The 22,606-nt window shown below is 30.8% G+C and carries 13 protein-coding genes and 4 tRNA genes; 1 reads left to right on the plus strand and 16 read right to left on the minus strand.

The annotated features are described in order from the left end of the window. From rpoB to tpiA, 11 genes are all read right to left on the minus strand, one after another. Positions 1-1,791: DNA-directed RNA polymerase subunit B (rpoB, locus tag QZV12_RS00745; RefSeq protein ID WP_295615678.1), on the minus strand; the 1,791-nt coding region annotated here is incomplete at its 3' end. A gap of 13 nt (positions 1,792-1,804) precedes the next feature. Further along, the gene (locus QZV12_RS00750; RefSeq protein ID WP_295615681.1) at positions 1,805-3,373 is read right to left on the minus strand and encodes a DNA-directed RNA polymerase subunit B''; all 1,569 of its coding nucleotides are present in this window, start codon (positions 3,371-3,373) and stop codon (positions 1,805-1,807) included. Between the two features lie 105 nt (positions 3,374-3,478). Then, positions 3,479-3,727 carry a DNA-directed RNA polymerase subunit H gene (locus QZV12_RS00755; protein ID WP_295615684.1) on the minus strand — a complete coding sequence of 83 codons (249 nt, stop codon included), beginning with the start codon at positions 3,725-3,727 and terminating at the stop codon, positions 3,479-3,481. Positions 3,728-4,175: 448 nt separating this feature from the next. Beyond that, positions 4,176-4,249: transfer RNA gene (locus tag QZV12_RS00760), tRNA-Lys, on the minus strand. 186 nt (positions 4,250-4,435) lie between these two features. Then, a tRNA-Tyr gene (locus QZV12_RS00765) sits at positions 4,436-4,508 on the minus strand. Positions 4,509-4,520: 12 nt separating this feature from the next. Beyond that, a tRNA-Pro gene (locus tag QZV12_RS00770) sits at positions 4,521-4,595 on the minus strand. Positions 4,596-4,755: 160 nt separating this feature from the next. Further along, positions 4,756-4,829: transfer RNA gene (locus QZV12_RS00775), tRNA-Thr, on the minus strand. Between the two features lie 316 nt (positions 4,830-5,145). Further along, the gene (gene thiE / locus QZV12_RS00780) at positions 5,146-5,772 is read right to left on the minus strand and encodes a thiamine phosphate synthase (protein WP_366925516.1); all 627 of its coding nucleotides are present in this window, start codon (positions 5,770-5,772) and stop codon (positions 5,146-5,148) included. 284 nt (positions 5,773-6,056) lie between these two features. Further along, positions 6,057-6,956 carry a hydroxyethylthiazole kinase gene (gene thiM, locus QZV12_RS00785; protein WP_295615690.1) on the minus strand — a complete coding sequence of 300 codons (900 nt, stop codon included), beginning with the start codon at positions 6,954-6,956 and terminating at the stop codon, positions 6,057-6,059. A gap of 391 nt (positions 6,957-7,347) precedes the next feature. Then, positions 7,348-8,574 carry a phosphoglycerate kinase gene (locus tag QZV12_RS00790; protein WP_394350712.1) on the minus strand — a complete coding sequence of 409 codons (1,227 nt, stop codon included), beginning with the start codon at positions 8,572-8,574 and terminating at the stop codon, positions 7,348-7,350. Positions 8,575-8,639: 65 nt separating this feature from the next. After that, positions 8,640-9,314, minus strand: a complete 675-nt coding sequence (gene tpiA / locus QZV12_RS00795; protein ID WP_295615693.1) for a triose-phosphate isomerase — start codon at positions 9,312-9,314, stop codon at positions 8,640-8,642. Between the two features lie 367 nt (positions 9,315-9,681). Here tpiA and twy1 point away from each other — a divergent pair, with 367 nt between their 5' ends. Next, on the plus strand, positions 9,682-10,596 hold the full coding sequence (gene twy1 / locus QZV12_RS00800) for a 4-demethylwyosine synthase TYW1 (RefSeq protein WP_295615698.1): 915 nt from the start codon (positions 9,682-9,684) through the stop codon (positions 10,594-10,596). Between the two features lie 419 nt (positions 10,597-11,015). Here twy1 and QZV12_RS00805 read toward each other — a convergent pair whose 3' ends face one another. The 5 genes from QZV12_RS00805 to QZV12_RS00825 all read right to left on the minus strand — a co-directional run bounded on the left by QZV12_RS00805 (position 11,016) and on the right by QZV12_RS00825 (position 21,104). After that, entirely contained in the window at positions 11,016-11,147 is a 132-nt protein-coding gene (locus QZV12_RS00805; RefSeq protein WP_295615701.1) for a hypothetical protein, read from the minus strand. Between the two features lie 37 nt (positions 11,148-11,184). Then, entirely contained in the window at positions 11,185-15,690 is a 4,506-nt protein-coding gene (locus QZV12_RS00810; RefSeq protein ID WP_295615704.1) for a hypothetical protein, read from the minus strand. Positions 15,691-15,843: 153 nt separating this feature from the next. Continuing rightward, a complete protein-coding gene (locus QZV12_RS00815) occupies positions 15,844-18,939 on the minus strand; it encodes a hypothetical protein (RefSeq protein ID WP_295615707.1) in 3,096 nt (1,031 codons plus the stop codon). Further along, complete coding sequence (locus QZV12_RS00820; protein WP_295615710.1) at positions 18,908-20,200, minus strand: hypothetical protein; 1,293 nt, start codon at positions 20,198-20,200, stop codon at positions 18,908-18,910. Before QZV12_RS00820 ends, QZV12_RS00815 begins: the two co-directional genes overlap by 32 nt. Continuing rightward, positions 20,184-21,104: a hypothetical protein gene (locus QZV12_RS00825; RefSeq protein ID WP_295615712.1), complete on the minus strand. Its 921-nt coding sequence runs from the start codon at positions 21,102-21,104 to the stop codon at positions 20,184-20,186. The genes QZV12_RS00820 and QZV12_RS00825 overlap by 17 nt, the downstream gene beginning before the upstream one ends. Between the last annotated feature and the right edge of the window lie 1,502 nt (positions 21,105-22,606).

The following is a 22,606-nucleotide window of genomic DNA, read 5'->3' on the forward strand; positions in this document are numbered from 1 at the left end:
TAATTTAGGGAAAATACATAAACTTTTAAGTTCATCTAATAATAATTTGAATGCATATGAAATTTCAACAGGATAAGTTTCGCTGTCTCCACAAATTGGGCAGTACATTTTACGTTTATTCTTATCGTATACTGCTAACATTCCACATTCATTACATACAACAGCTTCATACTTGTCAGATTCATCTAAGAGTCTTTCCTTCAATGCAAGAGCTGCACCGTGTGCAATAAGACAGTCTCTTTCCATTTCTCCGAACCTGAGACCACCTTCACGAGCCCTACCTTCTGTTGGCTGACGTGTAAGCACTTGTACTGGACCAGTTGAACGAGCATAAACCTTATCAGTTGTCATGTGGTGTAATTTTTGGTAATATGCAACACCTACAAAGATTTCAGCTTCAATACGTTCACCAATTACACCATTGTATAATGATTCGCATCCTGCAGATTCAAAACCGTTTTCCTTAAGTGCACGTTTGATTTGATGTTCTGCAGCATCATTGAATGGAGTACCATCCATACGGCGTCCTTCCATACAACCTGCTTTACCTGCTACCATTTCCAATACTTGACCTACAGACATCCTTGAAGGGATAGCGTGAGGGTTTACAATAATATCTGGCACTACACCATCTTCTGTAAATGGAATGTCATCTTGAGCTAAGATAAGACCTACAACCCCTTTCTGACCGTGCCTTGATGCAAACTTATCACCGAATTCAGGTTGTCTGGTATCTCTTACTCTTATTTTAGTTAATTTGCTTCCTTCAACAGTTTCAGTTAAAAGAACTGCATCTACAATACCTTTTTCACCGTGTCTTACAGTTACAGAAGTTTCTCTTCTTTTTTCAGCAACAGTACCGAATTCGTCAATTTCTCCTAAGAATCTTGGAGGAGAGGTTTTACCAATCAATACATCACCAGATTCCACATGGGATTCTGGGTTTACAATACCGTCTTCATCTAAGTTTCTGTAAGACTCTTCACTACGGTATCCTTTAACTCCCTTTTCTGGAACTTCGAATTTATCCTCTTGTCCACCAGGGTATCTTCTTTCAGATGCTTCATAAGATCTGAAAAAGCTAGATCTTCCCATACCTCTTTCAAGAGAGGATTTGTTGAGAATCATTGCGTCTTCCATGTTATATCCTTCATAGGACATAAGTGCTACAACTAAGTTTTGACCGGAAGGTCTGGAATCATAATTGATAGCATCAATGATTCTTGTTTTTACTATAGGAGTTTGAGGATGGTGTAATAAGTGAGCACGAGTGTCAGTACGTAAAGCATAGTTAGATACGTATAAACCTAATGCTTGCTTTGTCATCCCTGCTTCCATTGTATTCCTTGGAGAAGAGTTGTGGTCTGAAAATGGAATAATTCCTGCACAGATTCCAAGCATAGTTGAAGGGTCGATTTCCAAATGAGTGTGGTCTTCATTTAATTGACTTAAATTCATTGCAATATAGGAGTTTTCTTCCTCTTCAGCATCCGAGTATTCTAAAATTCCTAATTCAAATAATTGGTCCCATTTCAAATCGCCATTTGCAATAGCATCCATATGTTCATCTTTAAGTGCTGGAACACCGTCTTCAACAAGAATTAAAGGTCTTCTTGCTCTACCAGGGTCAGTGAAAATATAAATTTCATTATTATCATCATAATAGGTGATGTTCATTTCATTGTTGATTTCACCAGCTCTTCTTTTAGCACGCATTTCATCGGTAAATTCTTCAGGATTATCACAGTAACCGGTTAGTTTACCATTAATATAAATTTTAGCCCCTACCATAAAATTCCTCCGATTAATCTATCATCTCTACATCCATGTCTCTAATGATGTTTACAATTTCCTCTCCGTCAAATCCTTCAGAGATCTTACACATTAGAGCTAAGTTCTTTACTAATCCACAGTTTGGTCCTTCTGGAGTTTCGTTTGGACATATCTTTCCAAATTGAGTAGGGTGCAAATCCCTAGCTTCAAAGTGAGGCTGACTTCTAGTAAGTGGAGAAACAACCCTTCTTAAGTGAGAAAGTGTTGCCATGTAACTGACTCTATCTAAAAGCTGACTTACACCAGCTCTTCCACCTACCCAGTTACCTGTAGCAATAGCATGCTTAATGTTTTCAGTTAAAACGTCAGAACGAACAGCTTGCTTGATTGAAAGCTCTTTTCCTCTGGACAAGCTTCTTTCAAGTTGGTAACTCATATCTCTTGTTAAGGAAGAGAAAGCAACTCTGAACAAGTCTTCCATCAAGTCACCAGAAACTCTTAACCTTTTATTGGTATAGTGGTCCTTATCGTGAGGTTCTCTTTGACCTTCAATAACTTGGAGTAACATTTCAGTCATTTCTGCTAAATAAATAGCCTTATCATAACGTTTGTCCTCTTCAATACCCATATGAGGCAATAGGTATCTGTCGATTACATCTTGAGCACGTTTGATTCTGTACTCTTCAGTCATACCTTTAGCGACTCTGTTACCAATGTATTTGATTGCAGCCATTCTCATGTATTCGGCTCTTTCCTCTTGGGTCATACCCATCATTTCATCATTATCAAGTTTTAAATCCTTTTCAGAAACTTGAATATCGTCTGCAATGTACATTTGGAAGTTAAAGTCATCTGAAATTTTTCTAATAATGTCTTGGTCAGTGGATAAGCCTAATGCTCTAAGCAATATGACTAATGGAATTTCACCAGGAACATATGGGAAAGAGATTCTTAAAAAGACTCCGCTTTTACGTGGCTTTTTATATTCTAAGGTAATTCTTGCTCTGAAACCACTTTTGATAGAAGTTACAATAGCCTTTGCATGCCTATCTTCGATTTCATCAATTCTTTCCAAGATGATCTTATTTGGAGCAATCTCTTCCATAGTAACAACAGCTCTTTCAGAACCGTTTACAATGAAGTATCCACCTGGGTCTTTAGGGTCTTCTCCTTTTTCCATTAATTCCTCATCGGTAAGTCCATGTAAATGACAAATGCTTGATTTAAGCATAAGAGGCAATTCACCAATGTAAACATAAGATTCATCATCTAAAATTGGTTCTTCGTCTTTTTCATTGTCAACTAATGCCATTTGCAAGTACATATGAGCAGAATAGTTTAAGTTTCTAAGTCTAGCTTCAGTAGGGTAAATCATACTTTTAGAACCGTCAGCTTCTTTAGTGAAAGGTTTTTCAATTTTGATTTTACCAGTTTTGAGAGTATAATTTCCCTTTTCGTTTTCTATAGTAATTGGTTCAGTGATATCAATAATGTTTTGAATACGATTTTCAACAAAATCGTTATAAGATTTGATATGATGATCTACAATGTCATATTTATCAAAAAATGAATCTACTAAACCCCATGTCTTGTTTTTCATTTAATATCTCCAAAAAATACAATCAGATAAAAAATCTACATAAAAATTATTCTAATTAATTAAAAATCATAAAAAATATTTTATATATAAATTTTAATTTAAAATCTATTTTTGATTATTTTCTCCACTGACAAGTCTATATGTGACAAATATACCTGCAGTTTCACTTTTACGAGTAATTTTTAAAACTTGACCTTCTTTAGCACCAATTGCTTTAGAAACAGGATCATTTACTTTAATTTTTGGAAGTTGACTAATGTCATAATCAACATCTGCAAAAATTTCTTCAATTTCATCATCAGACAAAATTTCGTGCTTAGAAACAGCACTATGGTTTAATATATTAAATGCCAAAATATTCCTCCGATAAAAGTATTTTAAAATAATATCATTGCAATAAATCAATAACTTTCACTAAACTAATTAATAAAAAATTTCAAATAATCTTTTTAGTAAGCTTTTTAACATTCCCTTTAATTATTTCAATTAATAATTACACTTATTTCTTCATCATCATAGAATAGATTTGATTAAAGGATAAAGAGCCATAGAGTTGTCAATAATCATAAAAATCATAGCTTTTTGGAAATAAAAAATAGACTAAGCCTTGAAAAATTTACAATATCTAAAACACTAACCCCTTCACAATTTAATAAACCATTATTCCAGTAGAATAAATTCCAAATTCAAATACGACAAAATTTAAATATGATTTAAATAAGACACATGAAAATTAAAAAATCTAGAAAAATGTTATTTAAAAATTTAAATTTAGTAAAGTTAATAATAAAAAAAATCAGAGCGGGCCCGACGGGAATTGAACCCGCGGCCGCTTGGTTAAAAGCCAAGCGCTCTGCCAGACTGAGCTACGGGCCCTGATTAAACGACAGGCCCACATGATAGCCCCTACACCACCAGGGCAAAACTATGTGAGTATAAACTATACTCATTAAAATGATATATTTATTATCATATATAAAGGTTTCTATATATCCTATATTTTTATGAAAATTCGAAAAGAAATTTCATAAAGATAAGATAAATAGAAAATAATAATAAAAATCCCGTCTGCCGGACTTGAACCAGCAACATTTGGATCTACAGTCCAACGCTCTGCCAATTGAGCTAAGACGGGATAGATACAAAGTGGGACCACCCGGATTTGAACCGGAGTCTCAGGCTCCCAAAGCCCAAAGGATCGACCAAGCTACCCTATGGTCCCGACATAATTATTATACAACATAATTATTTTATATTACCATAATATATAAATCTTTTGGTAAATTCAGTAAATTTGATATTCTATGAAAAGATTTATTAATAAATTTTGTAGATTAAAAAAGATTAATTAAACAATAATTAATACAAATCAACATAAAAAAAGCCCCGGACGGGAATTGAACCCGCGACCACGAGATTACAAGTCTCGCGCTCTACCAGACTGAGCCACCGAGGCAATGAATAGATTTAATAAAAAAGACTTTTAAAAAATTAAAAAGTTTTTAAAATTATTCAACAATAATATATAGTATAGTATCATTTAAATAGTTTACTATTAAAACTTTTCCTAAAAAATTAATTATGAAAAGAAAAAATGATGGAAAATAATTAATTAAATTTAAAATATTAAAAAATAATCAATTAAATTTAAACTTAAAATATTAAAAAGAAAGTAAATAATCAATTAAATTTAAATTTAAAATATTAAAAAGTAAGAAAATAATAAAAAGAAAACAATCGAATAGTAAATTAAAAATAAAAAAAAAGAAAATTTAAGATGAATAAATCTCTTTTAATTTTTTAGAAGCTTCCTTAGGATCTTCCGCATTCATGATAGCAGAGATAACAGAAAATCCTGCTATTCCAGTGGATTTAATACTTGGTGCATTTTCTAAGCTAATTCCACCAATAGCAACAACAGGAATATCTACAGAATCAACAATATCCTTTAATTCTTCTTTTGAGACAGACTCTGCATCATCTTTAGTTGATGTAGGGAATATGGCTCCAGAACCAATATAATCAGCACCCTCAGCTTCAGCCTTTATTGCCTCTTCAACTGTGGAAGTGGAAACTCCTAATATCTTCTCATCACCAATAATCTTTCGAGCAATTGTAGCAGGCATATCATCCTGACCAATGTGAACTCCTTCACTGTAAATTGCAAGAGCAATATCAATTCTATCATTAACCAATAGAGGAACATTGTATTTGCTTGTGATTTCCTTGACTTTTACAGCTAATTCATAGAAGTCCTTAGTGGAAGCGGTTTTTTCACGAAGCTGAACAATGGATGTTCCACCTTTGATTGCCTCTTCAATGACATTTAAGAATTCTTCATCAGTTTTATTTCTATGGTCTGTAACCAAATAAACAGAGTAATCAATATCTTTTTTCATCATTTAATCATCTTTTTAAAAATTAATTAAATTTATTAAAATTATAAAAATTATAAAAATACCAAATAATTAAATAATTAATTATTATTTAATCATTAAATTAAAATTTTTAAATTAAATTTAATAAATAATTTTTTTATAAAATTTCATAATATCTTTTTTAGAATAAAAAAAATTAATGAAATTAAATAAAATTATAAATTATTATATTAATAATAAAATAAACTAAAAAATAAATAAAAAAATAAATTTATTATATTAATTTAAAATAAACTAAGAATAATTTAAATGTTTATTTCAAATAAATTAGCCCTTTTGATTAATTCTTCAGCATCTAACTTATACAGATTATCAATCAGGAATGTTCTGAAACTACCAGTTCCCAAATCATTTTTCCTTACATAATCTGCAGCATTTTCCCCTGCAACAGTCATCAATGCACATGCTGTGATTCCACCAATCAATGCATCATTAGCACCAACAAAAGATCCGATGATTGTAGTTAACATACATCCGCTTCCTGTAATGAGAGGCATCATTTCATCACCGTTGTCAAGTCCAAAAGTAAATTTTCCATCTGAAATAATGTCTATTGGACCACTTGCAATTACTACAGTGTTTAATTCATTAGCCAATTCCTTTACAATTGAAGCATTGATTTCTAAAGTGTCTTTGGAAATTACATCACTTTCTGCAACGTCGACACCTTTTCCAGCAGCGTCATTATTTTCATTAAGCTTAATCAATTTTGCAATAGCTTTGATTTCAGACATATTTCCTCTGACTAATGTCAAAGGATAATTTTCTACAATTTCCTTTGTCATATCATTCCTAAGGCCACTTACTCCTGCACCAACAGGATCAAAGATAATAGGTTTATTGATTTCCTTAGCCTGATTTGCACTGTTTCTCATCAACTCATTTTGATTTTGATTTAATGTACCTATATTGATTACAAGAGCATTTGCAATATTTACTATTTCTCCACCTTCTTCAGCACCTAAGGACATGATTGGTGAAGCGCCAATAGCTAATGCAGCATTTGCACAATCAGTCACTGTTACAAAATTGGTTATGCAAAAAGTTAAAGGAGCATTATCCTTAACATTCTTTAAAGCGTTCGGAAATTCATTTAAGACATTTTTTACATTTTCACTATCTGTCATTATAATTTCATCTGTCATTTTATAACCTTTCATATATCAAATTTTCAACATTTTAATATTATATTTTTTATATTTATAAAGTTTTTCATAATTTATCATGATTATTCATTATAAATTATTTACTGATTTAACTATTTGAAAAATAAGAATCTGAAAATAAATAAAATATACAAAAAACTTTAAAAAAAAAGAGGAGCAACTTAATAAAATAATTAATTATATTTAATAATATCAACGATGATGAAAAAATAATTAAAGAATTTGAAAATAGCAAAAAATAGTAAAAAAGATTAAATAAAAAAATTATAAAGAAAAGAATTATCTAAAAAAAGATTAAATAAAAAAATTATAAAGAAAAGAATTATCTAAAAAAAGATTAAAATAAAAAATAAAAAAAGAAAAGAATTATTTAATTATCAAATAACTCTTTAGAATCTTTTAATGCTTCAACTGCAGCTAATGGTTTACCTGCCAACATATTAATGGAAGCTCCACCACCACTACTGATATGATCCATCTTATCACCATATCCTAAATTGACAGTAGCTGCTGCAATATGTCCTCCACCAATAATTGAGAATCCATCTGAAGATGCAATCGCATGAATGATATCCTCAGTACAAATTGCGAATTTAGGATTTTCAAATACACCTGCAGGACCATTTGCAAAAATGGATTTTGCTTCACGGATAATCTTGGCATATGTGATTAAAGACTCTCTGCCAATGTCAAAAATAGAAGCATTAGGAATGTTTTCAATTGTAACATCTGCTCTGTCACCTAAAACACTAACTGCAACGTCTTTTGGATAAACTATCTTATCGCCAAATCTTTCAATGAGCTCCTTACATTTATCTACCATATCAAGATATCCTCTTGCTTCAATAAATTCCTTATTGATGGACTTGATGTCATATCCAGCTGCCCAAATGAAGATATTAGCAACAAGACCTGAAACCAATACATAATCTGCAGTTCCATTTTCCAAAACATTCTCTGTTACCATGATTGAATCATCAGCTTTCATACCACCTAATGCAAAAACACAAGGGTGCTGTACATTTTCCAATGCATTTCCAATAACAGTCAATTCCTTTTCCATTACTCTGCCTGCAGCAGAAGGAACAGTTCTTGTAAATCCAACCAATGAAGTTTGAGATCTGTGAGCTGCTGCAAATGCATCATTGACAAACAAATCAACCAATGGAGTTAATTGCTGAACAAGGACAGAAGTGGCTTCCTCTTCAGGAGAACGTTTTAATTGCTCTTCTGAAAAGAACCTTACATTTTCAAGAAGCAATATTTGTCCCGGCTCTAAAGCAAGAATAGATTCTTTTGCAGTAGATGAAAATAGGGAATCAACATATTTCACATCCAAACCTACAGCATTAGATAAAACCTCAGCATGTTGCTTTAATGGGGTAAAATCATCTTTACCTGGACGACTTTGGTGAGCAAGAATAACAGTTTTAGCACCTTTAAGGGACAATTCCTTAATGGTTTCAGCATGTAGCTTCATACGGGTATCATCTAAAATAATTCCAGAATGAGGGTCAACAGGTGAATTGATATCAATTCTGACTAAAACTGTTTTGTCATTTACATCAAAATCATCAATAGTATTAAAATTAACCATAATTTCACTCAATAACAATCATTAATAAATTTATTAAATCTGATAGAAAACCTAACTAAATCCAATTAGATTTTGCTTACTAAATCCAACAATGCATCCTTAGGGTTTTCTGCCTTAATAATTCCAGAAGCTAAAAGAACTCCTTCAGCACCTAATTCAATAGCTGCAGCCATATCTTCACCAGTTGAAATACCTGCACCACATAAAACACTTACATCAGGATTAATTGCCTTGACTTTAGATACACTGCCTTCAACAACTTCAGGGTCTGCTTTGGAAACAGGAATTCCAGTACCTATAAGTTCAGGAGGCTCAACTGCAACATAATCTGGTGATAAGGTAGCAGCTGCAACACTTGTTTCAACGTTATTGGTACATACACATGAAATAAGCTCTGCTTCTTTTGTCTTTTTAACTACTTCTGCAATGTCTGCAAGAGTCATTCTGCATTCAGAGTGGTTTAATAATGTTCCATCAACACCAATTGCTACAAAGCTTTCAAATAAATTACTTCCGGTATGGCCACCAGGAAATACAGCATCAATGTGTTGAGCTAAAACAGGAATGCTAGTTTCCTCTTTAATCCTATAGATATCTATAGCTTGTGGTACCGCTACCATAGTAATTCCAGATTCGTTACCAGCACTTTCCAAAGCATTAGCCAAATCTAAAGCCTTTTGACCGCTGGATTCTAAATAAGTTTTAAAATTTAATATAACAACAGGTGTTTTAAGACTCAAATCAAATCCTCCTTAAAAACAATAATAATATTTCAGCATGATAAATAATAAATAGAATAATTAAAAAAATTATTACTATAAATTATTCTAAAGTTTTGTTTTAAAAACTTATAAAAACTTTATATAAATTTTTTCTTTATATAAAGTTTCCATAAATTCTTTACTTTATTAATAAAATATTTATAATTAATTATATTTAAAGTATTTTAAATTTTTAAAAAGTGAAAACAAATCTTTTAACTAAATAAAAAAGTAAAGTGAAAACAAATATTATAACTTAATAAAAAAAAGTAAAGTGAAAACAAATTATATAACTTAATAAAAAAAAATAAATTTTTACAATTATCAAAAAACACTGCTGATTATCATGACATTTACTAAAGAAGAACAGGCAAAATTAGAATATAGTGGTTACAGATTTGTAGGAGAACACGGCCATGCAGCTGCTAAAATATGTCATTGGACTAGAAAAAGCATGGTAAATGAGGGAGTATGCTATAAGGAACAATTTTATGGCGTTCAATCCCACAGATGCTTGCAAATGTCTCCTGCAGTACCATTCTGCAATCAAAAATGCTCATTCTGTTGGAGAGACTTAAGTCAAACCAGAATAGAATGGGAAGGAGAATATGACGATCCGAAAACAATCATCGAAGGTGCTATAAAAGCTCAAAACAATCTTTTATGCGGTTTTGGAGGAAACAAAAAAGCTGACAAGAAAAAACTTGAAGAAAGCAAGAAACCTACAAATGCTGCTATTTCTCTTGCAGGGGAACCAACATTATACCCTGAAATAGATGAGCTTTTAGCTGAATTCCATAGACAAGATTTTACAACATTTTTAGTGAGCAATGGAATGCTTCCTGAAAAACTTGGAAACCTTGACAACGAACCAACACAACTATACGTTTCCTTAGATGCACCTAACGAGAAAATATACAAAAGCCTTTGTAACCCTCAAATAAACGATGCTTGGAACAAGCTAAATAATACACTTGAATTAATGAACAGTTTTGATAGCCGTACAGCTATTCGAATCACTTCAGTTAAGGACAAAAACATGATTAACACTGATGGCTATGCAGAACTTATCAATAAGGCTAACCCTAAATTTGTGGAAGTCAAGGCATATATGTTTGTAGGATCTTCCAGACAAAGATTAAGTCTTGACAATATGCCATCAAACCAAGATGTTCGTGATTTCGCACAGGAAATAGCGAATAAGACAGGTAGGAAAATAACAAAAGAGTCTCAAGTAAGCCGAGTTGTCTTATTAGAATAAAAACTATTTTTGACGATAGCCCATATGATGTTTTTTTAATTTCTTTTATTGGTTCTTCTTTTTTTGATTTTTTTTAGATTGTTCCAGTTCCATGATTTTTGACCGTTTTTTTTTTCACATTCGTCCAAATAATACCTCCTGTTGATTGTATTGAAATGGATGGAGAAGGACTTGTATGACTTTCTGCATATGATTTTTATGTTACTTTAAGATTATGGTTCGCCTTTGGGATGTTGTTTGCTTCATTGCATATTGGTTTTACTGCATATGTTTTTGTAGGCATGTGCCATTTATCCCACCTATGGAAATAGGAGTAGGAAGAGGATAATCCTTTTTAGGTTCTTAAAAAAGAACTATCCTACAGATAACCTTAAAGAAGAGAATCATATTAAATGATTTTCATCCCCCTATTATATCCCCTAATTTAATTTTAGATTTTTAAAGTGGCCAATAATACTATCACCTAATGTATTTATAGAGTTTTCAATATCTTCAGGGTCTTCAATATCTTTAACTAATGTTTTTCCATCTTCACTGACTATTGATTCCAATTTCTCTTTTAATGATGCGATTTGCTTTTTGTACTTATTAATCCCTTATCCACGAATTGTAGTGACTTAAGTAGTGTTTCCTCATTTTTTTAATCTTTTGCTCATAATAATCTAGAGCATTCATGTACTCTTCGGCTAATATGCACTGTGTTGCATTGAAAACTCTCTCACGAGACTTATTTAAGGCACCATCTTGAAGGGTCATGTCCCAATTAACATTATAGGTAAAATAAAATTCTGGGGCCTCAATGTTTAAAAAAGAATTATGACGAAGTAATTTGGTTTTAACATAAGGATAATTACTGCATATTACTTTGAATGATACTATGAGATACTTTGAATTTATTGCAGGAGCTCCCAAAATTGAGTGATCCTCCATTTTTTCCACTATTTCCTTACCCTCTGAATCCTTTATCACAAACTCATCTTTATCTTCATAGATAATCTTTTTGATGTCTTCAAAGCCTGCTGCATTAAAGTTCATATCATATTTTTCAAAGTTCAGTACTTTAGAATTAATTAATTGATTAAATGTTTCATCTTCATCCTCATCATCATTTTCATCAATAGCTTCCCTTATTTTAAAGATATTAGATTTATCATTATCAAATTTATCACATAATAGTTTGATTTTATTTAATAGTTCGTTGAGAGATATTATAAATTCACCAATATTTCCATAAACAGCATTTTTAGAATTAATTTTTTTACTATAAGCACTAAGTTGTGAAAGCTTATCATAAATTTGGTTTTTATAATTCATATATAATTTCTTATGATTTACCACTTTATTTTCTTCACACATTTTTTTCGCAGCAAATAACCTATCACTACAGATAATCACGTTTTTGTTAAGATTTGCTAAACGATTTTTCAAATAGGTTTCCACTTCCTCTTTGTTAAGTTTTTGAGATTTGACATTTTTATAGATGTCATCGATTATAATTACATCAAATACCATGAATTTCATTAAAAGTAAATTATATGCTCTAATGATATACTTCATTTTCACAGAACAATCTGCAAATTTATTGTCAAGGTCTTTTTGAAATTTTTCCCTATACTCAACAGCAATCTTGTTTTTAGGGATGTATGACCTTGGGATGAGGTCTGCTATTTCTGCCAGCATTTCATCACTTATAACTTCGTAGTTGTCTTTGTTGATTAAATTGCATATTTTTTCTTCATCAATTCCATTACCGTCATATATTTCACTTCTCACGATGTCTAAAACATCTATTTGTTTATCTGAGGAAATATCAGTAACATTGGATATTTCATTTTTCACGGTCACATCAAAAATATCTTTTTTGTTATCCTCAAACAACTTTTGCAATGCAGATATAAATTTCTTATACTGCCATTCATGATTAGAACTTTCAACATGATTCAAATACTCCTTATATAACTTGTCAATATCTGAATTTAACTTTGTAGCCAAAGCATTATCTTTTGTATTAATCTGATTAACAAAGCCCTTTGCAGTATTAACAGCCTCAGCCATAAACCCCTTAATATCAGCAATACTCGTATCGTTAGTTGATTTAGCCAAAATCACAAATTTATCACTATCCTGATTTGGAATTGGAATCTGATCTTGACCGGAATTAAGAATATATTTTACAAAATCAATGATTTTTTTACGTAATGCATCACCACCAATTTCAATGAACTGATCTTTCATAACACGCTCACTATTTTTAAAGAGTATTTCCAATACATTTTTAGCAATATCAGGATACTCTTTCGCAAATTTATTCCAGGAAGCTAAAAACGCTTCATACTCAGAATTTGAATCTGTGATAATGATATCTTCATCCATAGACAATGTTTTATTTTCCATAATACCTTTTATAACCTTAAATGTAGGATTCTCTTCATCCTTAGACAATGTGTTATCTTCAATAATACCATTTATATCATTAAATGTAGGATTCTTAACCCCCACAACATTCAATATATCCAAAATACTATTCTTAAATTGATCCACTTTATTTATATAGTGTATTTCATCCATTCCTGCAATATTCATCAATTCCCAAAATTGTTTATAGGCAAGCATTGTTAAATTTAGTTCACCTCTAAGTGTTTCAATTTCATCAGGACCAAGATTTGAAGACATAACCTGTTCTACAGCATAAATGTAAAGAGTGGAAATATCACACTCGGAAACTTTTGTACCATTAATCACCAAAGAATCATCAGGAACCTGCTTTACATCCAACACAAAAGAAGTGTCATAATAATTGTCATGAACAAAATTAATAATACTCTGACGAACTTCGTTAAAATCATTAGCAGAACTATACTTTCTAGCATAATCATATAGACTTCCAGAATTAAATAAATTTTTCTTGACCTTATCTGCAATATCAGGATATTTTGTCTCAAATGATTCCCAAGAACCATGTAACCTAATCATAGAATCTGAAATTACATTATAATCTTTTTTAGGATAAATGCTATGGTTTTGCCAAATATTTTTAATTTCATCAAACTGACCATGTGATAAACCAGAACCTTTAGGAATAGGATTGTTGTCATTATTAATGTTATTATGTATGTTACCATTAACCTTATCATCAATTTGATAATTATCTTTTATATACACAATAATGGCTGAACGAACATAATGAAAATCAAGATCTTTTCTCAAAAAGAACTTATTCATATCTCCACCCATAAGATTATTTAAAACATTTTGAGAGACATTAGGGTATTTTTGAGCAAAAGCGTTCCAAGCTCCCATAAAGTACATTACATCTTGAGAATTGCCATTATAAATATTATCATTATCCGGAATATCCTCCTCATGGATAAGGTTTATAATATCATTAAGTTCTTTAGAACTCAAAGAATCCTTATTACTAGAACCTGGAGCCAAAACATCCCTATTAGGATAAAGGCGATTTTGAATTGCTTTATACAAATTAATTAAACGATCCTTCTTATCAATACTATTGATATGATTCTCCCAATATCTAAAATTTTCAAAGTTAATCAATTCCTTCAGCTTGATAGTCTCAAACACATCAACATATTTATCATAACTATGGTAGGACCTATACAAATCATTAATAAAAGTCTTCTTCATATCCTCAAGACTTAAAGAATCAAAGTTATCATTATCAAATACAGAATATACAACATGATTAAGTATCTCATTATATCTTGCAAAATTATCATCAATTGAAGCATTTAATAAATTAAAAGACATTTTTGAACCACGATTAATTAAATCTTTAGTTTGTAAATACGCTTCTTTCACTATATGATGATTGAACTCCCAGAAATATATAAAGTATAATAAGTAACTACGTACTTCTTTTAATTGATCAGCCTTTAGATTTTTAGCCATATCAAGATTGAGTTGATCAATTATTACATTAACCTCATTTTCCAATACCATTGAAGAATTCCTGTAATTGTCCAATTGATCAAAAATCTCATCATATGCCTTTACAATCTTTAAGACACCCTCAACGGAAAAATCAAGGCTTTTTCTCCATTCAGAAACTGACTTATTTTCAGAAAATAGTGTTAAATTCTGGTATAGGTCATTACTAATATTTTTCAAATAAGTCAAATCATTATCCAGATCATTAAAAATCAATTCAAAATTATGCTCATTTACTTCTATACTGTGGTAATAATTCTTTTTGTTGAAAATATTTGAATATGGATTATCATAAACCAAATGCCCAAACTTATAATTCACAGATTTATATATGACATTACCATCCTTATCAAAAACACCCAATGATTCCATTATCGGAATAATCATCTCAGACACATTCTTGTATAAATCATAATATGAGACCAAATCACCATTTTTACCAACAAAACAGAATTCCTGAGATTTATAATTATATTTCCAAAGGGTATTTGACAACATAGTGAAATTGTAAAGGTCATTAATATAATCCATTAAAACCCAATAACCAACGGGACATACTTCTTTGAATCGGTTTAGTTTATCTCTTAATGAAGCAACATCAATCTGGGAAAAAGCATATTCCTTAGTATGATTTTTCAATTGTTCCATGCCTATAACATCTTGTCTAGATAGAACTTCCTTTTTTAAAATATCCAGAACCGCAGGATTATGCAACTCAGTAAAATTGAACTTATTGAAACCCTCAATTACTAACAAATCTGCATAAGACAAGTTAAATTTAGTAACACCTTTTAGAACTTGATTATAAACATTCATTTGTGTAGCTATATTAACACGCATCCTTTTTACTTCAAGCATTTCTTTTTCAATTTGATTTATACCTTCAGGCACATTTATTGTTTTCTCACAGTTTTTTCGGATAGCATTCTGGATTTCAAAATAATCTGATCCAGTTGGAAACATAGCGGCAAGATGCATTCCAATCATATTTCCCCAAATTATACGATCCAATACTGTAGAATTCATGGCATTATGATAATCCACATCAAGAGGCAATGATTTTGACAGATTCTCAATTAATTTATATATTGTCCCCATATTCTGCCTATGATTAGAAAGTGCATTATATATTTGAGTTAAATTCATTGTATCATTCTGAGCAGAAACAAGTATAGAAGATAAAAATGTGAGGAGTGATTGGTTATTATACAGTTTATTAAATTCCTGTTGAATTTTCAAATTGTTTGAAACGAATTGTGGCAGTTCATCTAAGATAATATCTGCAATTTTAACAGAACTTCAACTGGAAATATCCTTTATGAAAAATTTATCAATATTTCGTGCAGTCAATAGTTGCTTATATAAGAAAGATAAATCCTTAAAATAATTAACAGAGACATTTTTTATATTGCTTAATGCTGTTAGATTTTTACTATAATCTACAATAAATCCATTATCATAATCTATGTTAGCAAAGGTTTTAATAAGTTCACAACATTGGTCATAAAAATATTTATTAACCATTAATCTATCACAATCACTGAGGTTTGCATATACAAGAGCATAATCTGGGAATAAATGTTTGATATGATAAAAATTCATATGAGTTTGATTTATAGGTTGTCTAAGACCGCTTTTATCCAACCAAACTGAAATATTATAATATGTTTTTTTTAAAATATCCGCTTTTTCAACTTCACTCTTTTTGTTAAAACTATCTCTGAAAGTAGCAGCCCTTTCAATTTTCCATGATGTGTTATAAATATGAGAAAAACCATCCAGGATATATTTTAATGAATACCCAATTTTAACTCCAAAAATATGCTGAGAATTAGTAGCATTGCAATATGCTTCATAATTAATTGATTTGAATAGCTTTAACTGAACATAGAAATCTTGAACCATTTCTATGACCTTTAATTGGCTAAAAATTTCATAATGATTGAAAATACCATTATATATGTTTTCCTTAATAGACTTAACATAATCAAATGATACACACTGATTATATGCATCACAATCAATACCCACAGACTGCATATCAATTTCGACCAATTGATGATAAATAATCAACAGAAGATCAAGATCTTCCATATCATTTTTTACAAAATTCTCAGTATACAACTCCTTCAAACTAACAAAACGTCCCTTAAACTCATCATCAATAAACTTACTCTCTAACTCAGCAATAAGATTACCAAGATCATTCTTTAAAGACACAGACAAATTTCCACCATCAGTTCCATGCTTAAGATCATCAATAAGAGAATTATTAAGCTTTGCACTTTTCAAAACATGATTAAACTCCGCCAAAGCATTCTGATAAATATTCTCCCAAACTTGAATCCTATTAGGATGATTAAAATCAAACAAAGCATTAATAGTACGAGAATGACCTCGCCTACCAATATTCCCATTATACAGATTAAGAGTACTAACCATACTATCAGAAAGATACATATAACCCAATCTACTAGCACGCTCCTGCAAAACCCTAAAATCATTCAACAAAGTCAAGACTCTCTCAACATGAGCCCTATTGTTTTCCGCATAACTATAGGTATTCAAAGAAAGCATATTCTCCAAGTAACTGAGATTAGGATTCCCATGAATATTATTCTGCAAAATAGCAGTACTACTAATAAAATTATTCACCAAATTAGTGCCTTGAGCCATCGGAAGAATATTTTCAACATGATTTTCATTAATATTGTTATTTAAATTATTCCCTATTCTATCAAGAATATTAACCTGATTATTCAGATTATTATTAGCCATGATATCTCCAGCCAAAACAGTTTGGACAGAACTTAAGAAATTAAGCATTTCATAAACATTGCCCTGTGGATTATTTCCTAAAGAAGCATACAATCTGGATAAAAACCTAGTGAGCTCAGGATAATTATTCTGCAGATTACGAAGAAGATGCACTTCGTTACCAATATACTCATTTAAAGCATTGATGAAATTAGGGTCATCACCAAGTTTATCAAGACCAGGTTTAACAGTGCTCACCTCTTGTTGAGGACCATGAGGCATACCACCATCACCTCCTTGACCACCAGGACCATCTTGGCCACCAGGACCACCAGAACCAGCTTGGCCACCATGGCTGTTAGGATTATTGCCAATCTTTTTAACAAAATCACTACCGGACATCCAGCCAGTCTGAGCTACACTTAAACCTAATATAGTAAATGCAGCAGCATTCTTCCAAAGGTTACTGTAATCATGATAAATTTCACCCTCAAAAACACCATAACAAATACCTGAGGCAAAACCAACACCAGCACCAACAATGGAAGATACTACCAAACCAGCAAAAGAAGGAAGAACAGAACCAATATAAGCACCAGCACCATAAGAAACAATAGCAGTACCTAATAAAAATGCGCCCCTAACAGCACCAACCTTCCAATTAGCCCAAGGCTCATCAAAAATCACATTGGTTGCAGAAGCATTATCTCCGCCAACAGCACAATCACCACTGGCAAAATTATAAATATGAACATAACCATCATTGAAAGTAGTATTCATACTGGTAACTGAACCACCTTTGTTATAGATAAAACCATAATCAGAATCATCTATTGAATTATTCGAAAAGGAACTATCATAAATGGTCAAAACCCCAGCATTATATATTAAATAATCACCACAATGATTATTAAAGATACTACAATTAATCAAAGAAGTGGAACCTTCATTAGAAAAGAAATCCCTTTCATTATTATAAAAACTACAGTTAAGAAAAGATGAAGTACCTCTATTTGCAATCATAACATTATCAAAAGTAAAATCAATGAAATGCAATGAAATGGAACGGGTAATCTCTAACTTATCACCACCATCCCTATCCTTAAACCTAACATCAAAACCATTATTCTTAAATATTACAGACATACTACGATCAAAAGGAGGTTGCACTACAAAATCATAATCTCCTGTAAAATTAATAAACAATGAAGACACACTATGATTGCTCAAATAATCCAAAACAGCATTATATGACTTATCATCGCTAACATTAAATGAAATAAAGTCACTGAAATTATAGTTTTCTTCAAATGCATTCTCATAAACACAACTTTCAACACAGGTGAATTTATCCTTAGTTACAGAATTACATTTAAGATAGGAATTCTGCACATAACCGGAAGGTGAAGAAGGAGAACAATCCTTTATCTCAACATAAGAAGAAATATCAGCAAAAATATCATCAGTGGAATGACCATCAATATCACTAGCCCCATTAGATAAAAAAGAACAAGAATGACAAATAACAGTACCTCCAAAAGAGCGGAAAACTCCACCATAATCTCCTCTAAATGTCTTATGCTTTATAACATTATCAGAAAATTTACTACCCTTTGAAAAAACAGTGCCCCTGTACAAAAAAAGCAGTGTTGAACTTAGAAACAGTTAAACTATTCAAAGTCAAATAACCATACTTCCCAATATTAGCAAAATGATAATCATCATTCAAATCATTACCAGATAAAATAATATGAGCACCATTACCATTAATAGTAATAGGACAATAACCTACATCCAACAAATAACGCTCTTTAATAACAGCAGAAGACAATATACCCGGATTATAAGCTTTCGCCCTCCAATCATAAGTCCTAACACGAGAATAATCATTAACAGAAACAGTATAGGATCCACTTTTCATATTAATAACAATATTATTCGCATCAGGGAAATTATTAATATACAAAAAGGCATCAAGCAATTCTTCTGAGTTAGATACATTAATTTCCATAGTCCTATTTGTTGAAAAAGCAGTTGAATTAACTAAACTAAAATAGGTATATTGACTAATGTATGACTGCTCAAACAAAGGAAAAAACTGATGAACTTGATAAATAACAGTGGTACTGTAATCACAGCAGTATAAACAATCACTATCCATTACCCCATATATATTTCTGAAAATATTCAATGAGTGCTCCTCAGCATATAAGATTGAACCTGCCATACTCTGATAATAAATACCCCAATACTCTGCAGTATTATTATTAAAACTACACCAATCGAAATATACAGTATTATAATTATGAACAATAGTACCTGAACCACTAATCTTCACATCAAACTTATAAGCCCTATTATCACTGAAAAAACATTTCTCACACATAAGAGTACCATGATTAATAAAACAATGATTAAAATGTTTGATATTGACATTTAAAAAATTAACATTAGCTTCAGAACCTATATACATAAAATTATAGTCGCCATTACCAACAAGAGTAGCACCATTCCCTTCAACAATCAGTTGTCCATAGGAAAACCTGCTGACATAAGACCATTCCTGATCTTCCCAAACATACTGATTCATAGCATAGGTAAAATTCTCCAAAAGATTAATCTTTACAATATCATACTGAACAAAATCAGCAAGAGATCGGAAAATAGACATCAATTCAGAACCTGAACCCGCAGTTGTTTCATAAAGAATATAACATTTCCCGCTTAACTCAATAACAAGAAAAACATCACCACCAATAGGAGCCCTATATTTTCCTTCACTATAAACAAATTCATAATCATTCCAACTCCTAAGCATACGAGATCCGAAAGTGGTCTTGTCCAATGAAACCAAAGTACGGGTATCTATACTGATTTGCTCACTAATACCTAATTTCATATAAATCACCATCAGAGTAAAAACTCCAAACAATAAGATTACCAGTAATATTCAAATCAACAGGCAAATAACAGGTAGCAATACCTTCATCAGTTAAATTTGAATAGTAAACCCTATCATAAACAACAAAACAAACATAACCCTTACGAATAGGATTCCCATTCCTATCAACAACTTTAACTCTATAGGACTCACCGAGGTCATATAACTTTATGCCCTCAACATACACCTGAATATCACGTTCATTCATAGGAACATTATCAACTTCAATACTTTGACGCTCCAAAACACCATGGGCACCATCATCCTTATAGTACAATAAAACAATATCATAGGTGCCACTTCTATTAATGAAAGAATTTATATTGAAAGATGCAGTACCTAAAGAATCAACATTGGAAGTAGCCACATGTTTACTATTAACAATAAAGTCAACATGACCAAAATAAACAGGATTACCAAATCCATCCAATACCTTGACCTTGTATACATCATTAAAATCATATCGGGTAACATTACTTGTGACAATTACATAATCCCCACCATCACTAACATTATCTGCAGACTGATTACTAGACTCTCCATTATCAGAATCATTAGAATCAAATGGAAAATGTCCTAAAGACTTATTATCATACACACTTGATAGAAGATCTGAATCATCTGAGTCATCAATATAAGAACCATCAAAATCAGAATTATCAAAATCAGAATTATCAAAATTAGAATTATCAAAATTAGAATTATCGTTGACATCATCTAAAACATCAACACTTGCATCAATCTCCCCAACAGTTAAAACATCAATATCATCGTAAGATGCAATATCATTGGATGCAGAAACAAAACCCATACCCAACAATAAAATCAAAAATACAATAAAAAACTTATTAATAAACTTCAAAAAAATCCCCATCAAAATTTATATTTTCCCTTAATTAATATATAGAAATATTTAATCCAAGGACAATTCATTAAATATTAACTAACTACTTTTTCCCATAATAATTGAAATAATATTAATTTAATATTATTTAGGCTTTGTTGAAATCCTATAATTTTGATGCAAGTTTTATAATAAAAATCTTTAAATTTCGTAAAATTAAATATAACCACAAAAAATTTATTTCATCATATAAATTTTAATTAATCCGATTAGAAAATAAGCAATAATAATATATTTACTAAAAAGAACGATAAAAATTAATATGAAAACAAAAAAATTCATTCTCCATGCTTATTTTTGTTATTCGTTACAGTCAAATCTTTCAGGATTTGGATTTGAAAATCCAACCGAAAATTGTATCATGACTGATGAACGATGCCAAAAGTGAATTTAACCTAAATTATATTGAAATTTTTGTTAACTTACACATTTGAATAAACTTAAATAAAGTTAAAAAAATATTCCAGTAAATTATCTAAGATTATTTACATAAATATAGTTAAATTCACCCTTGGCATCGAAAAACTATCTGAATCTTACTTTTCGTAAGGTTTGCGATTTATTGAACTTATCCAATGATAATCGCAAGATTTTTAAGACTCCAAATTACCCCATAACAGCACTTTGCAAAAATTTTTTAAAAGCTTGCATATAAAAATTTTGTATAGTTTTAACGATTTTAACGCTATATTTGTGAATAAGTGTTAAATAATTGCCCTTAATGGTTTTGGATTCATAAATGCAAGTCTACAGAAAATGAAACGATTTAATCGAATTAGAATGTCTGTGACAAAGCATATGACGCAAAAAACATCAGAACAACTATTATGAAGAAATTAATGCTTTTAATACAATTCCAAACAAAACCAACATCAAAACAGGTTATTTCAGATAATGAAACAATTAGGTTTTTAGAAAACCTACCTATAACCGATAGAACAATGTTGAAAGTATCTTTAGCGTAATAAAAGACAGTTTAGTGGAATTAACTCAACCAGAAGCACTAAACTCTTAAAAAAAGGAAACAAAACTAAATGTTTAATCTATAACATTTAAAAATCAATCATATTAATTAAATATAGGATTTCAACAGAACCTATCATTTAACATATCCCACCATTTTTAATATACATGTATATTATCACATATAAATCTTTTGTTGTCTATACCGACATTATTGTTTATGCAATTACAGTTGTCGATTTGAAAATAAGATTTCTTAAAACAACGTTGAGATTGCTACTTGAAACATGAAACCTCCTTGCAGCGTTGTTTGCATTTAATGCATATCCAATACAAATATTGTTAGATTACGAGAAATGGTAATTCCTTGACTATATCTTGAGTCCGAAGTTGAACTATACTCATAATCACAGGTAATTAAACCTCAGAATCAACTTCCCATTTATATCTTGATTTAAATCTGTAAAAGTCTTAATGCCCTGCGACAATATATCTTC

This window comes from uncultured Methanobrevibacter sp., from assembly GCF_902769175.1.
GTDB lineage: Archaea > Methanobacteriota > Methanobacteria > Methanobacteriales > Methanobacteriaceae > Methanobrevibacter.